12 protein-coding genes and 1 pseudogene are annotated in these 14,387 nt (G+C 62.7%); 7 read left to right on the top strand and 6 right to left on the bottom strand.

Features of this window, described 5'->3' with window-relative positions; genetic code table 11:
- Positions 1–105 precede the first annotated feature (105 nt).
- The 3 genes from IB265_RS27765 to IB265_RS27755 all read left to right on the top strand — a co-directional run bounded on the left by IB265_RS27765 (position 106) and on the right by IB265_RS27755 (position 4,389).
- The gene (locus IB265_RS27765) at positions 106–996 is read left to right on the top strand and encodes a LysR family transcriptional regulator (protein WP_112996511.1); all 891 of its coding nucleotides are present in this window, start codon (positions 106–108) and stop codon (positions 994–996) included.
- A 151-nt stretch (positions 997–1,147) separates the two neighbouring features.
- Complete coding sequence (locus tag IB265_RS27760) at positions 1,148–2,332, top strand: glycoside hydrolase family 5 protein (RefSeq protein WP_192495487.1); 1,185 nt, start codon at positions 1,148–1,150, stop codon at positions 2,330–2,332.
- Positions 2,333–2,556: 224 nt separating this feature from the next.
- Positions 2,557–4,389, top strand: a complete 1,833-nt coding sequence (locus tag IB265_RS27755; RefSeq protein WP_156414749.1) for an adenylate/guanylate cyclase domain-containing protein — start codon at positions 2,557–2,559, stop codon at positions 4,387–4,389.
- Between the two features lie 30 nt (positions 4,390–4,419).
- Here the strand turns inward: IB265_RS27755 and IB265_RS27750 are convergent, their stop codons facing one another.
- Positions 4,420–5,169, bottom strand: a complete 750-nt coding sequence (locus tag IB265_RS27750) for a sulfite exporter TauE/SafE family protein (protein WP_192495486.1) — start codon at positions 5,167–5,169, stop codon at positions 4,420–4,422.
- 97 nt (positions 5,170–5,266) lie between these two features.
- On the opposite strand from IB265_RS27750, the gene IB265_RS27745 reads away from it, so the two are divergent.
- The 3 genes from IB265_RS27745 (at position 5,267) to IB265_RS27735 (ending at position 8,105) form a co-directional block, all read left to right on the top strand.
- Positions 5,267–6,157, top strand: coding sequence for a LysR family transcriptional regulator (locus IB265_RS27745; protein ID WP_057255196.1), 891 nt, complete (start codon positions 5,267–5,269; stop codon positions 6,155–6,157).
- A 333-nt stretch (positions 6,158–6,490) separates the two neighbouring features.
- Positions 6,491–7,732: a DUF2778 domain-containing protein gene (locus tag IB265_RS27740; RefSeq protein WP_246806069.1), complete on the top strand. Its 1,242-nt coding sequence runs from the start codon at positions 6,491–6,493 to the stop codon at positions 7,730–7,732.
- 106 nt (positions 7,733–7,838) lie between these two features.
- Positions 7,839–8,105, top strand: coding sequence for a DUF2277 domain-containing protein (locus IB265_RS27735; RefSeq protein WP_192495485.1), 267 nt, complete (start codon positions 7,839–7,841; stop codon positions 8,103–8,105).
- Positions 8,106–8,163: 58 nt separating this feature from the next.
- Here IB265_RS27735 and IB265_RS27730 read toward each other — a convergent pair whose 3' ends face one another.
- The 5 genes from IB265_RS27730 to IB265_RS27710 all read right to left on the bottom strand — a co-directional run bounded on the left by IB265_RS27730 (position 8,164) and on the right by IB265_RS27710 (position 13,797).
- Positions 8,164–9,747, bottom strand: a complete 1,584-nt coding sequence (locus IB265_RS27730; protein ID WP_192495484.1) for a Na+/H+ antiporter — start codon at positions 9,745–9,747, stop codon at positions 8,164–8,166.
- A gap of 652 nt (positions 9,748–10,399) precedes the next feature.
- Positions 10,400–11,713, bottom strand: a complete 1,314-nt coding sequence (locus IB265_RS27725; protein ID WP_057255192.1) for an MFS transporter — start codon at positions 11,711–11,713, stop codon at positions 10,400–10,402.
- A gap of 288 nt (positions 11,714–12,001) precedes the next feature.
- Positions 12,002–12,694, bottom strand: coding sequence for a hypothetical protein (locus tag IB265_RS36535; protein ID WP_210334609.1), 693 nt, complete (start codon positions 12,692–12,694; stop codon positions 12,002–12,004).
- Between the two features lie 98 nt (positions 12,695–12,792).
- Complete coding sequence (locus IB265_RS27715; protein ID WP_200964214.1) at positions 12,793–13,182, bottom strand: MerR family transcriptional regulator; 390 nt, start codon at positions 13,180–13,182, stop codon at positions 12,793–12,795.
- A 93-nt stretch (positions 13,183–13,275) separates the two neighbouring features.
- Entirely contained in the window at positions 13,276–13,797 is a 522-nt protein-coding gene (locus IB265_RS27710; RefSeq protein WP_192495483.1) for a BA14K family protein, read from the bottom strand.
- Positions 13,798–14,191: 394 nt separating this feature from the next.
- On the opposite strand from IB265_RS27710, the pseudogene IB265_RS27705 reads away from it, so the two are divergent.
- Positions 14,192–14,387 (top strand): annotated as a pseudogene (locus IB265_RS27705) (hydrolase); the annotation flags it as partial.

Here is a 14,387-nt window from a genome sequence, read left to right as displayed (position 1 = left end):
ATCTTCCGATCCGATCGAATGTCTGTCGGACCGACCGTATTGAATTCACCTGTCATTGATAATATTGCCATTTCGCAACACATCATTCACCATTGGACAATTATCGTGGACCGCTACACCGCCCTCCAGGTCTTCCGCCATGTGGCCGAACTCGGCAGCTTCGCAGAGGCGGGGCGCAAGCTCGGCCTGTCACCGGCGGCGATCAGCAAGAACGTTGCCGAACTCGAAGCCAGCGTCGGCGCGCGGCTCATCAACCGGACCACGCGACGCATGGCGCTGACCGACGAGGGGAAACTCTATCTCGAGCATGTCGTTCGCGGACTGGATGCATTGAAGGATGCCGACGCAGCACTCTCGCCCGTCCGGCAGACGCCTGGCGGGACGTTGCGCGTCGCCGCTCCGATGACCGTGACGCTGATGCGGCTTTCATCCGTCATCCCCGAGTTCCTGTCCCGCTACCCGGACCTCAAGCTCGACCTGCATCTCGACGACAGGCGCGTCGATATCGTCCGGGAAGGATTCGATCTCGCCATTCGCGGCAGCGACAAGCTGGAGGATTCAAGCCTGATCGCCAGAAAACTCGCGGTCATGCCGCACGTCGTCTGCGCGGCCCCCGCCTATTTCGAGGCCCATGGCGAACCGCTGGAGCCCGCCGACCTGAAATCGCACAACTGTGTCCGCTTCAGTCTCTCGGGACATGCGGACTTATGGGAGTTTCGCAACGGCAACCGAACGGAGAAAGTGGCCGTAAAGGCTCGCTATTCGGTGACATCGAGCCTTGCCGTGCGCGACGCACTGCGCGCCGGCTTCGGGCTGAGCCTGATACCCCGTCCCTATGTCGAAGACGACCTGAAGAGCGGTCGACTGCAGCGCGTACTCTCCGACTGGGAGACGGTCGAAACCACGCTCTACGCCATCTATCCGTCCCGGCAGCACGTCGCGCCAAAGATCCGGGCGTTTCTTGATTTTCTCGCCGAAACATTCAGCCGCCCGTAATCTCGCGCCCCACCCATGTCACGCCGCGGGACGAGCATACGATCGAACCGTTGCAAGCCGACAAAATCTGGCACTGTTCCCTGGGGAACACCGGCGATGCGATCCGCCAGTAGGTTAGCGGCACTTAAACCAGAGCCCGAAGGACCGATTCATGCGCCTGATTGCCGCCACCCTCTTCGCATTCAGCCTCGCCGGCTCGGCCGATGCCGCCGATCTCATGACGTTCTGGGACAAGCCCCAGCATGGCGGCAACAGCTTCAACCGGCTGCCGCCGGACGAGGCCTATTTCAAGGCGCTGGCAGGCTACGGCGCCACCTGGGTGCGCCTTTCCTACGACAAGTGGAAACCGGCAAAACGCGACTACCTGATCGGCGACGCGGACAAATACGACGGTATTCCTGCCGCCGATCTGAAGACGCTCAGACAGACGCTCGACGACGCCGACAAGGCGGGCCTCAAGGTGGTCATCGCGCCGCTGTCACTGCCGGGCATGCGCTGGGCCCAGAACAATGGCAACAAGTTCGACGGCCGGCTTTGGCGAGACAAGGCCTGGTGGGACCAGGCGGCAAGCTTCTGGCAGGATCTGGCGCGCGAACTGAAGGACCACCCGGCGGTCGCCGCCTACAACATCGTCAACGAACCGGCACCGGAAAAGAACAATGGCCTTGCCGAGCACGCCGATCCGCAGGCGATGCAGGCCTGGTACGACGGTAAGCAAGGCAGCGCTTCGGATCTCAAAGCCTTCTATGAGACCGTCATCGCCGCGATCCGCGAGGTCGATCCAGCGACCCCCATCATGGCGGATGCCGGCTGGTATGCGGCGGCCGATGCGTTTTCCTACTGGCCATCGGGGCTCACGGACCAGAAGGTGCTCTACAGCTTTCATATGTACGAACCCTATGCGGCGACCAGTGCGCCGAACATCAAGCGCGACAAGCCCTATGCCTATCCTGGCAAGGTGCCCTTTGGCGAAGGCGAAGAGACCTGGGACCGGGCAAGGGCGGCCGCTTACCTCGCAAGGCCTGTACAATGGGCCAAGGACAAGTGCGTGCCGCTCAACCGCCTCGTCGCCGGCGAATTTGGCTGCATGCGACGCTGGTCGGGTTGCAAGACCTATCTCGAGGACGTGTTGACCGCCCTCGACGAGGACGATCTGCACTGGGCCTTCTACAGCTTCCGGGAAGATGCCTGGGATGGCATGGACTACGAGCTCGGCTCGAAGACCGTCGGCTGGAAATATTGGCAGCAGATGGAAGCCAATGAGCGCGACACGACGCCGCGCAAGTCGACGCCGGAGTTTGCGCCCATCAGCCGGCGGCTCGCCGAGGATCAGTGACCGCGTCCCGCCGGTACGCCCGGGAACCGGGGCGTACCGGCCGTCAGGCGTGACTAGTTTCCGCGCGGGCGTCACAAAAGCGCTCGATTGCGATGCACATCACGTCGCAGCCTTCGCCTACCCAAGCGGACCCCGGTCTGTTTGAAAAAAGGGCAGGAATCGTTAGAAGAACTATCATCCTTACGAGCGCCATGACGTATGTGGCGCCGTTTCCAACTTGGGGCATGTCTTTGCAGACAACCGGGGCGGTCGACGCCGACACACGAAAGCGAACCATATCCCTGTCGCGCACGCTGGCGATCGTGATGGCGGCACTGGTGGCTCTGACAGCCGCCGTCATCCTCTCCGTCGTCTGGTACATGTCGGCCGGTGCTACGCGCGAATTGCTCGCCCAATCGGCCCATCTTGGCCTCGACGCCGTCCAGACGAAAATCGGCAGCCGGTTCGCCCCGGTTGAGGACCAGCTGGCGTTCCTGGCAAAGGAAGTCGGGGCCGGGCGCCTCGATCCGGCGGACACGCTGGCCCTGGAGCGGGTGATGACGGGCGCGCTCGCGGCGACCCCGCAGGTGCGCGTGCTCTCCTTCGTCAAGCCAAATGGCGAAATCTTCGGCGTGACCCAGGGCCCCAAGGGCGTCTTTTCCTTCGCCGACACGATCAGGACCGACAACGAGCGAACGGAGATCGACGAGGCGCGCCGTAGCGGCAAGGCCGAATGGGGGCCGGTCTACTTCGTTCCAGATCCGGCGATACGCACGTCGGTCACAAACCTGCAGCAACCGGCAAGCGCCGGCGACCAGTTTGCCGGCGTCTTCAGGGCAACGATCACGGTCGATGCCATTTCGGACTTCCTGCGCCAGATCGCCGTCTCGAATCCCGGGACGACACCCTTCGTCCTTTACGGCCGCGATCAGGTGCTCGCGCATCCGATGATGGCATCGGGCCATCCGCTCCTGTCCGCAGAGCACCGGCTGCCGAAGCTTAGCGAACTTGGCGATCCGTTCCTTGCCGCATTGTGGGATGGGGAACCCGAGACCTTCCACGACTCGGCGCTGGAGGCTCGTGTCGTGGAAGTGGGGGACAAGGGTCGTGTCATTCTCACCCGCGAGGTCAGCGGTTACGCACCCGCTCCTCTCATCGTCGGCGTCGAGGTGCCGATCGAAGCCCTGGAGAAACCGATTTCCGACCTGCTGCGCGCCGGCGTCGCCGGTCTCGTAGTGCTTCTCGCGGCGATCGTCATTGCATGGGTCGTCAGCCGTCTGATTGTTCGCCCAGTCACCAGCATGGCGCGTGAGGTCCGCGCCGTTGGCATGCTCGACTTCGCGGCTCTTCGCCCCCTGCCCGGCAGCCTGTTCACGGAGCTGAACGAACAGGCGCGCGCCTACAATACGATGTTGACCGGGCTGCGCTGGCTCGAAACCTACGTGCCGAAGAAACTGGTGCGCCATCTGCTGGGAAGCGGAGATCTCGTCTCGACGCAGCGAACGGTGACCATCATGTTTACCGACGTGGTCGATTTCACCGCCACGGCCGAAAAGACCACCGCTGCCGAAGTCGCCGCACTCCTGAACAGGCATTTCGATCTACTCGGCCAATGCATCGAGGACGAGGGCGGCACGATCGACAAGTTCATCGGCGATTGCGTGATGGCGTTTTGGGGTGCTCCGGACGACCAGCCGGATCATGCCGATCGCGCCATGCGCGCGGCCCGCGCCATTGCGCTTGCGGTCGCTAAGGACAACGCGGATCGGCGCCGGCAGGGGCTAGCTCCCCTCAGAGTGCGCATCGGCGTCCATTCCGGTCCGGTCGTCTCGGGCAATATCGGCATGAGCGGGCGGTCCGCCTATACGATCGTCGGCGATGCGGTGAATGTCTGCAACCGCATCGAGCAGCTCGGCAAGTCGGTGGCGCCGAGCGAAGAGATCGTCGTGCTCCTGAGCGGTGAAACCGTCGATTTCCTGACCGAAGGCCGCTCCGACCTCACGCCGCTTGGCAAACACTGCCTTTCCGGTCGGACGGAACAGACCGAAATCTACCGGTTGCCGACTACAGCGGGATAAGCGGCTGCCAAGTTTATCCATGCCTCGGTTTCAAAACACGGGTCTCAGAGCCATCTCCGCGCCCAAGAGGAACAGGCAGAACAGGAAACCGCGGCGGAACGCCTGCGCGCCCACTCTGCCGCGCAACCGTTGCCCCACCCACATTCCGAGAAGCGCGGGCACGACTGCAATCACGGAAAGTGCAAGGGTTTCGGCCTGAAAGATACCCTGGGCGCCAAGCCCGGCCGCCAATGCGACAGTCGAAACGGTGAAGGAAAGTCCCAGCGCCTGCACGAGGTCGTCTTTCGCAAGGCCGAGGGCCTGCAGATAGGGCACGGCGGGAATGACGAAGACCCCGGTGCAGCCGGTCACCACGCCGGTCAGCGTTCCGACAATCGGCGAGAGCCACCGTTCCTGTCGTTCAGCTATACGGAACGGCCGCGCAAGCAGCACGTAGCCGGAATAGATGACGAGCGCGGCCCCGAGCGCGGCGGTGGTCAACCGTGTATCCCCACTCACCAGCCATGCGGAGCCGAGCAGCGTTCCGACGACAATCGCCAGCATCATCGACCAGAACCTTCGCGCGAGCGACAGGATGCCGGGTCCCGCCAGAAGCTGCCAGACATTGGTCACGAAGGACGGAACAACCAGCTGACTTGCCGCCGCGACCGGTGAAATCAGCGCACCCAGCACGCCCATCGCCACGGTCGGCAGGCCCATTCCGGTCACGCCCTTGACGAGACCGGCGACGAAAAATGTCGCGGCCACGGCTAACAGAAAAGAAAACGACGCATCGAACATGTGAACGGCATAGCCGGTTCGGCGGCATAGACAATGCGGAAGTCCCGATCCCAGACTTCGGCTGGCCCGAAGGCTGTTTATCGATTATCCTTGCTGAATGTCCTTCGACCTCAATGATCTTCGCCTGTTTCTCGCCGTCGTGGATGCCGGCAGCATCACCCATGGCGCGCTGGAGGTTGGGCTTTCCCTTCCGGCGGCAAGCGAACGGCTGCGCGCCATGGAGGTGGCGGGCGACGTTGCCCTGCTCACGCGGGGGCGACGCGGTGTCACTCCGACGGAGGCGGGCGAGGCGCTCGTCCACCATGCGCGCATGATCATCCGCCAGACGGTGCAGATGCGCAGTGAACTGGGAAGCTATGCGAAGGGGCTGCGCGCCACCGTTCGCGTCCTCGCCAACACCGCAGCGATGACCGAGTTCATTCCTGAAAGGCTCGCGGCCTGGATGGCAGCCAACCCGCAGATCGACATCGACCTGAAGGAGCGGCAAAGCATCGAGATTGCCAGGAGCATCGCTGCCGGCTTCGCCGAGATCGGCATTCTTTCTGATGCGGTGGAGACAAGCGGCTTGACGCTCAGCCCCTTCGCAACCGACCGGCTCGTCGTGGTGGCCCGGCACGACCATCCGATCGTCGAGAGAACGCAGGTCCGCTTCGCCGACCTTCTCGACGAACGCTTCATCGGCCTGGCGGGCGGCGCCTTGCAGGATCACATCGAGGGGCAGGCGGCCAAGCTCGGCGCCAGGCTCAAGCTGCGCGTGAAACTGCGCACCTTCGATGATATCTGCCGCATGGCCGGCGCTGGCGTGGGGATCGGCATCGTGCCGGAAAAAGCGGCTCGCCGATGCCGCCGGCCCGCTCAGATCGCTGTCATTCACCTTCAGGAAAAATGGGCCGTGCGGCGGCTGTCGGTGTGCATCCGCAGTGACGGACAATTGACGCCGCCCGCGCTTAGCCTGTTCGAGCATCTCGCACGCAGTGGACGGCCCTGAAGCGCCTTAGCCACCTCTACGAGCAGGCTCGCTCGCCGATTTGAGGCGAGCGTCGAAAAAATGCTGATTTTCGCCGCTTGGAAAGCAAAATTTAACCATACTTCTCCATCTTTTGTCCATCAGTCGTCAAGAAGGGGACAATCCGGAAGTCGCGCAGCGGTGGTCGCTCGCCGGCCTGAGGGCCTTTTGCGTGAATTTCTGGCTTGATTTGCGTTGTTGAGTAAGATCATTCGCCCACAGTCTTTGAATCGTCTGTTGCGTCCATTGCTGATCACTTGCTGCGGCACCGCTCTTGTCGGCGCGGCTGCGTGGTCGCTCGTCGGTATGGTCGCGATGAACAGTTCCTTCACGCATGGTTCGGGCCGCCTGCTGCCCAAACCGCAGCTCCATTTGGCCGAGAAGACAAAGGAGCGCGCCTGGGACAAACACGCCAGGGTCAACCAGGCGACGCGGCTCATCGCGGCCGCTGCGACGCAGCCGGCCGTGGTCGCAAGCCTGACGCCCAGCGAAGCGAGATTCGCGCGCGATCTTGAATTTCCGAAAGATGCCGAAATGCTCGGCAAGAGCGCGCGCCTGGCGGCGGCGGTGAAGCAAGCGGTATTGGCGTCGGAAAAGCTCGCCAGCAATTCCGCCCCCTCCGCTTCCGCGCAATCTCGCCACCAGGCCGCAACGCTGAGCGTGCCTGCGTCGGAACGCTTCGCCCCGATGACCGGCGGTTTCGCTGACAAGCCGGCAGTCCAGCTCGCCTATGCCACCCCCTCTCAGAGCCATGTGGAAGGCAGCGCGTTTTCCGCCGTGCTGACCGCGCCCGTCGAGGACGATCTCGCCGAACAGCCGGAACCGGACGCAGCTGACGACACGGCCACACTGCCGAGCCATGAGGACACGCCGTCTGTCGGTCCCATGCCGCAGTTCCGCCCGCGCACAGAACAAGTGCAGAAGCCTGTTGCGGAAACCGAGAAACCTGAGGCCGAGCAGGCCGAAGTCGAGGCTGCGCCAAAGACCGAAGAGACCGGGAAGACCGGCGAACGCGAAGCGCCGGCAAAGCCGAAGCTCGCCTATGCCCGGCCGGAAGATCCGACGGAAAACAGTTCCGGCACCGGCTTCGGCCAGGCGCTGCGCAACATTTTCGGCAGCGGAGCGAAGGCAGGAAATGGCGTCGCCGTCTACGACATCACCGCGGCCAAGGTTTACATGCCCGATGGCAGCGTGCTCGAGGCCCATTCCGGCATCGGCAAGATGGCCGATAATCCGCGCTACGTGGGTGTCAAGATGACCGGGCCGACCCCGCCGCACATCTATAATCTCAAGATGCGCGAGACGCGCTTCCATGGGGTCGAGGCGATCCGCATGCTGCCGATCGACGGAAAGAACAAACACGGCCGCGACGGCTTCCTGACCCACAGCTATCTGCTGCGCGGCAAGCGCGCCGAATCCCATGGCTGCGTCGCGTTCGCCGACTATCCGCGTTTCCTGACCGCCTTCAAACAAGGCAAGGTCAAGCAGATCGTCGTGGTGCCGAGCGGGGGACGCGCGGCCGGCGTGCGCTTGGCATCGAACGGCAGGAGCTCCTGACAGGGACGTCCGACGGAAGGACGGCAAAGGTCTTTCGCCAATGGGGAACGAGCATTAAGATCCGGGCCTCTACAGGAGCGAGAACGAAGAGGACCGGGAGCCCGTCATGTGCCGAAACATAAAACCCCTGTTCAATTTCGAGCCGCCGGCGACGGATGCGGAGGTCCATGACGCCGCGTTGCAGTTCGTGCGCAAACTGAGCGGAACAACCAAGCCGGCCAAGCGCAACGAGGCGGCCTTCGAACATGCCGTCAATTCGATCGCGGCCTGCGCCCGGGAATTGCTCGAATCACTCGAAACGTCGCAACCGCCGCGAAACCGCGAAGAAGAAGCGGCCAAGGCCCGCGCCCGAAACGCGATCCGGTTTGCCTGAGATAAAACGGCGTCGGCAATAGCCGACGCGCTTTGTTCCTATCCCGTGGGAGCGCTCCTCACGCCTTGGCGGCGAGCGCGCTCAATTCTTCAAGGTCGAGATCCCGTTCCAATTCGTGCAGCGTCTCGTCGTCGATCTCGCCGGCGCGATGAAGCCGGATGAGTTCGCGCCGTCCGGTTGCGACCGCTTCGAGCACGACGTCGAAATGGGCATGAAGAATGGGCGCGTAGTGCTCCGTGCGCTCGGCGTAATCGACGATCGACACCGCCCGGCGCTGATACCTATCGAGCAGTTGCGGATGGATGAGGGTGCCTCCGCCATCATAAGCGTGGCTCTGAATGGTCACGAGTTGCGCCTGCGCCATGGCCGCCTCGGCCTGGCTCATGCTGAGGCGCGCCTTTTCCGATGGCGGCTCGACGAGCCCCGCCCATGCGATCACCCGCCCGAGCGTGGTGCCCTGGACGAGCACGGTCCCCAAGATGACGGCAAAGGATGTCACCAGGATGAAGTCGCGACCGGGAAAGCCCTCCGGTATGCTGAGGGCCAAGGCCAGCGTGACAACACCGCGCACACCTGCCCAGGAGACCACCGTTGCCGCGCGTGCCCCAAGCGGCCGATAGCGCTCCATCCCAAGGGCGTTTCCGAGGCGGATGGCAAAATCCGAGCCAAACACCCAGGCAAAGCGCGCGACGGAGAGCGCCACGAGAATTGCTAGGATTGGCCACCACATGGTGGCGGCGACGACATCGAAGCCGCCTCCGCGCTCGACGACGCCGCGAAGCGACAGGCCGATCAGAATGAAGACGGCAGCCTCCATCAGGAAGACGATGACGGTCCAGAACGACGAGCCGCGCATGCGCGTTGCCGCCGTGAGCACGGTGTGCTGGTGCCAGCTTGCGATCAGGCCGGTGGTGACGGTGGCAATGACGCCTGAAACATGCAGGAACTCGCCGAGCAGGTAGGAGGTCCAGGACAGCAGGGCCGTGGCCGCGATGATCAGGTATTCGTCGCCAAGACGGCGCGCAAGCAGGACCCAGGCCGTGCCGGTGGCGGTACCGACAAGGGCGCCGCCGATGGCCAGCACGAAAAAGCTGCCGACCGCTTCGCTCGCGCTGAAGGCCCCGGTGACGCCGGCGGCAATCGCGAAGCGGAAGAGGACTAGGCCGCTCGCGTCGTTGAGCAGGCTTTCTCCCTCGAGCAGGATCTGCAGCCGCCGAGGCAGCCGCACACGCTGCAGCACGGCACGGGCCGAAACCGCGTCGGGCGGCGACACGATCGCCCCTAGCGCCGCGCAGGCGGCCCAGGGGAGCGAGGGGAAAAGCAGATGCGTGACCACGGCGACCACGGCACAGGTGAAGAACACCGCGGCGATCGCCAGCGAGGCGATGCCGATCAGATGCCGGCGCAGTCGGCCAACGGCGATCGTCCATGCGCCGTCGAGCAGCAGCGGCGGCAGGAAAATGACGAGCACCAGATCGGGATCCACCGCGATCGTCGGCAGGCCCGGCACAAAAGCGAGCAGTGCGCCGCCGGCCAGCAGTGCGACGGAAGGCGGTGACCCGAACCTGTCGGCGACATAGTGCAGGGCGATGATCGCCACAAACATGCCAATCACCAGCTCGAACAAATGTGTCGGTTCCACGCGCTCTGCCTCCACCCCTCCAGGATGAGGGCATTACAGAACGCGCTTTGCCGAAACGCAATTGGCGCGGCGGTTTGAGCGGAGAAAACAGGCGCGGCCAGAAAAGAAAAAAGGGCCGACGGAAGACCGCGGCCCATAAGGTGTGAAGGTCAATAAACCTCCAGAGGGGAACAGCTGCTGCGGCGGCATTGGGAGGAGAACCGCCATATGCATCAGCTGTGTGCTTTATGCCTGATTTTTGACCACCTGGAAAACAATTATTGTGCAATGCAGCTATGCGTGCACCGCACATGAGGAGGCGCACGTGATACCCGGTTGACTCCGGGCACTCGGCGCGGCGTGTTGCAGAACCGTGGCGGAACGGCGCCTGCTGCCGAAGAAAGATCTGGATAGAGGATCGGGACCGGCGCAATGCACCGGTCCCGATGATATAGCTGCTACACTAGCGACCGTGGGATCGGCCGCATGTGCATGCTAGACCGGTTTTCTCGATCAGAAAGCCCGACGTCATTGCTCCCCGAGTTGTCCGCATTCTATCCACCGGTTGTGCACAGGCCGATCGTGTCCCAACACCTTGGCAGATCTGCCATTTCCGCACCTCTGTGATTAGTGCCCTTTTCACCGGGAGCAATGGGCGTATTCGTCCGTGACCTCACGCCAGCGATGCAAGCCGGGTTTCCGCATCGATCAGGCAGGCCGCGATCGCAGCCACCAGCAACAAACCGGCAAAGGTGCCGATTGCAAGCCCGAAGCTCTGGGTCACCAGGATGCCGATCAAGGAAGGAGCGAGCAGACCGCCGAGGCGCGCCATGCCGCCCGCCGCACCCATTCCGGTTGCTCGAGACTCCGTTGGATAGAGCTCCGGCGTATAGGCGTAGAGCGCGCCCCAGGTGCCGAGCAGCGCAAAACTCATGATGAGCAGCGACGCTGCGATGATCGTCGCCCCATCTGCCACGACGAAAAGCAGGCAGCTCAGGGCGGAGAGAAGACAAAAGCCGACCAGCGTCGGCCGGCGTCCCCATGTCTCGACGCCATAGGCGGCGAGCGCGTAGCCTGGGATTTGCGCCAAAGCGATCAGAACGAGAAAACCATAACCGCGGACGAAGCCGAAGCCTTCTCCCGCGAGCCGCGGCGGCATCCAGGTGAAGACGCCGTAGTAGGATACCGAAACGAGGAACCACACGGCCAAGATCAGAAGACTGCGGCGGCGCAGATCCCCAGAGAAGATGCCGGCACTCGGTGAGGCCGCAGGAAGTGCGATCGATACGGTCGTTTCGAGCTGAGGGTGACGATTGGTGACGAGCATCTGGTTGACGATGGCTTTTGCCTCGGCAGCCTTGCCCGCACGAAGCAGATAGAGCGGCGACTCCGGAACGAGGAAGCGCAGGCCGAGGCCGAGCACCGCCGGGATGGCCGTGATCGCGAAAATATAGCGCCATGCGTCCGTGAGTTCCGCGAGCGCGACGAGCCATGCCGCCACCGCCACGATCAACGTTCCCACGGCCCAGAACCCTTCGAGCATGACGAGCCAGCGACCGCGGCTTCGGGCGGGCAGGAACTCCGACATCATGGCGTAGTCGACCGGCAGGGTACCGCCGACTGCAGCACCCGTGAGGAACCGCAGGAACAAAAGGACGCCGAAGCTGGGTGCGAAGATCGATAGCATGCCGAAGATGGCATCGCAGGCCACGGTGACAATCAGCACCCGCCGCCGACCGATGCGATCGGCAAGCCGACCAAAACCAACCGCTCCGATCAGCATGCCGAGAAAGAACAGGGTACCGGTCTGCAGTGCCTGCGGAAGCGTCAGACCGAACGTCGCGGCGATGGAGGCTGCCGTGAAACCAACGGCAAGAACCTGCATGGCATCAGCCGCCCAGACCAAACCGAAGATGCCAATCAAGCGGTACTGATAGGGTCCCGTGCCGGCACGGTCGAGCGCTTCGTTCATCGTGATCGTCGTCATTCCGTCCTGCCTTAGAAATCAATGCGCGGACACTACGTCGACAGATCGAACTTGAACAGCGGCCCTCGAAGCGGCATCGGATCGGCTGTACCGCGCCAAAAACGGTTCGCGCCGCCTTGCAAGGATTCTTTCGGAAGAAATCCGAAGTGGTATCCGCGCGGACATCACACACGGAAAGATCGTCATCAGAGACCGGTTTCGCGCTCTTAACTGGAGGATGAGGTCGTCAGCCGGCATCTTGGTCGCGAGCGCATAGAGGCGGCGTCCCGGCCGATCGGAGGACGACGGTCAGCCTCGGTCAACATCGTGTCCGTTTTCGACGAGCCACGAGTCGTGAAGCCACTTTTCCGTGCCGCGATGGCCCGGGAATGTGATCCAGTTGATATCGCGCTCGAACACCATGACCTTGCGGTCCGCGCCGACGATGACCCACATCCAGAGGCCATCGGCCGTATTCCGCATTTTGACTTTCATGCCCGTCAGGGTCAGATCTTCCGTGCGCCCATTGCGGGCGACCCGCAGCGGCTCGTCATAGGGGTCGATCCAGCTGATCTTCAGCACCGGCAGGAGATCAGGTGCCGCGTCGCGCAGGAAATCGATGGCGATCGCCTGCGTCTCCTCGCGCGTCGGCAGTTGACCGCCAACCAGAGCAAGGTCGATGCGAGCGAACCCCTTGAGCCGGCCATCCGCGGCGATGACGGTGCTGAAATGCTCGCCACCAAGCGCCGCGTTGCGGCCATCCGTTCGCTCATAGCGCACAAGCTCGGCGCCCTGACCGTCCAGAGTGGCAGGGCGTGGAGCGACCTCATCGTAGCCAACCGGCATGACTGTTCTGATGACGGTCGCCACGGACTGCGCCGAAAGCGTTGCCGATTTCATGGACGTTCCCTTCTGAGTTTCCGCAAGCGCAATGCTGGCCGTGGTTGGCGAGAAGACGAGACCGAGAGCAGCGAGCGCAATGAGGGGGCGTATGCGAGGCATGTCAAAACTCCTTCGGTTGGCTTGGAGACCGGGTGAGGCAATATGTAACTTGACGTTAAGTGTAGATCGTGGACGCAATTGTCCCCGCCGGCCTTGCTCTAGGTCCGCCTCGCTTGCGCGATCAGCTCTTGCATACGGGTAATGTTGGATTCCAGGTCGCGTTTGAATGCAGTGAGTTCATCAAGCTGGGCATCGGCGTTGACGAGCTGGGCCTCCAGGATTTCCAGTACCCTTTCCTTGCCCTTGATGCCGTTTGCATCCTCGAAATAGAGGTCGATGACGGCGGCGATTTCGTCGAGGCGCAGGCCGAGTCGCTTGAGTGCGGCGATCTTTTCCAGCCGCTTGACGGCCACTTCGTCATAGTAGCGATAGCCCGTGCCCTCACGCTCGGCTGGCTTCACCAGCCCGAGGCGCTCGTAATAGTGGATCGTGCGGTGGCTGACGCCTGCACGTTCCGACAGTTCTCCAATCTGCATGAGGGACGACAAATGGCACCCACCTAAACCTGACGTTGGGTGTAGATCTAGGATATAGGCCTATGTTCGTCAAATATTGGCCTTCGCTCGAAGGCCTTTGACCCGTCAGTAGGGCGAGATGCAAATCTGCCGCGGACCGTAATAGGGCTGGAACGTGTCGTCGTAAGCCCTGTAGGACCGGTAGCGGGCATAGCACCAGCTCGTATGCGCGTTGCCGCCATAATAGGTCTGCCGGTAATAGCGTGGCGCATAGTAACGCGGGCGATAGTAGGTCGGGCCGCCGTAATAGCCTTGGTTATAATAGCCCTGATCGTAGTAGCCCGAGCCATAATAGGGCTGCGCCAGCGCTCCACCGATGATCGTACCGAGGGCCAGTCCGCCGAGCGCCCAAGCCCAATCGTCGTCGCCACCGTTGTGGTGCCCGTGATTGTAACCGCCACGGTAACCGCCACGGTAGCCACCGCGGTAACCGCCACGGTAACCGCCACCGTATCGTCTGTACTGAACCAGTTGCGCTTGCGTCGTCTCGATCTTCGGGACGTCCGCTGCTGTGGGAAATGCCATGGCCGGCGAAACGCTGGTCAGCGCCGACGCCATGGACAAGGCAATGATCGTTAGCCTGTTCATTGGCTTACCTCCATTTTCCCCGCTTGTCCTGAAGTATACATCGGAAAAGGCGCAGAAGCACTGCGTTTTGACGCTGCGCGACGCCGGGCATGGCGCGCACCCCGACGTGCCTCTTTCGAACAACCGCACGCGGCATCCGCTTGGCCGCACACGACGGATCGGGTCGCCGGCATCTCCACGCCCGGTCGGCTGCGCCTTTGGCCGCGGGGAATGCACAAGACCGCGGGTCGTCACCAATTGTTTCATTTTACGCAATTCAATCGAAATCATTATTGCAATTCAGCGGCACAACCCGGTCGGCTACACCTGTTGTCACCAAACCAGTTCACCCCAGACCGGCCAAGACCGGGCACCGACGCCCCGCTTGCCAACCAGCTTTAAGAGGAGAAAATCCATGTCCAGCAAACTCGAAGTCCTGACCCCCGCAAACAGCCAGCTGATCTTCATCGACCAGCAGCCGCAGATGGCCTTCGGCGTTCAGTCGATCGATCGGCAGGTCCTGAAGAACAACGTCGTCGGTCTCGCCAAGGCCGCAAAGGTCTTCAGCATTCCAACCACGATCACCACCGTCGAGACCGGGTCCTTCTCCG

The organism is Ensifer sp. ENS10, from assembly GCF_014852025.1.
Taxonomy (GTDB): domain Bacteria; phylum Pseudomonadota; class Alphaproteobacteria; order Rhizobiales; family Rhizobiaceae; genus Ensifer.
Note: the sequence above shows the minus strand (reverse complement) of the source record. Positions and strands in the feature narration are given on the sequence as shown.

What these genes read in the sequence shown, in the direction of transcription:
- IB265_RS27740 (WP_246806069.1), top strand. Translation starts at nt 6,491, where the DNA reads ATGAACAGTTCCTTCACGCATGGTTCGGGCCGCCTGCTGCCCAAACCG.
- IB265_RS27745 (WP_057255196.1), top strand. Translation starts at nt 5,267, where the DNA reads ATGTCCTTCGACCTCAATGATCTTCGCCTGTTTCTCGCCGTCGTGGAT.
- IB265_RS27735 (WP_192495485.1), top strand. Translation starts at nt 7,839, where the DNA reads ATGTGCCGAAACATAAAACCCCTGTTCAATTTCGAGCCGCCGGCGACG.
- IB265_RS27725 (WP_057255192.1), bottom strand. Translation starts at nt 11,713, where the DNA reads ATGACGACGATCACGATGAACGAAGCGCTCGACCGTGCCGGCACGGGA.
- IB265_RS27760 (WP_192495487.1), top strand. Translation starts at nt 1,148, where the DNA reads ATGCGCCTGATTGCCGCCACCCTCTTCGCATTCAGCCTCGCCGGCTCG.
- IB265_RS36535 (WP_210334609.1), bottom strand. Translation starts at nt 12,694, where the DNA reads ATGCCTCGCATACGCCCCCTCATTGCGCTCGCTGCTCTCGGTCTCGTC.
- IB265_RS27750 (WP_192495486.1), bottom strand. Translation starts at nt 5,169, where the DNA reads ATGTTCGATGCGTCGTTTTCTTTTCTGTTAGCCGTGGCCGCGACATTT.
- IB265_RS27755 (WP_156414749.1), top strand. Translation starts at nt 2,557, where the DNA reads ATGTCTTTGCAGACAACCGGGGCGGTCGACGCCGACACACGAAAGCGA.
- IB265_RS27710 (WP_192495483.1), bottom strand. Translation starts at nt 13,797, where the DNA reads ATGAACAGGCTAACGATCATTGCCTTGTCCATGGCGTCGGCGCTGACC.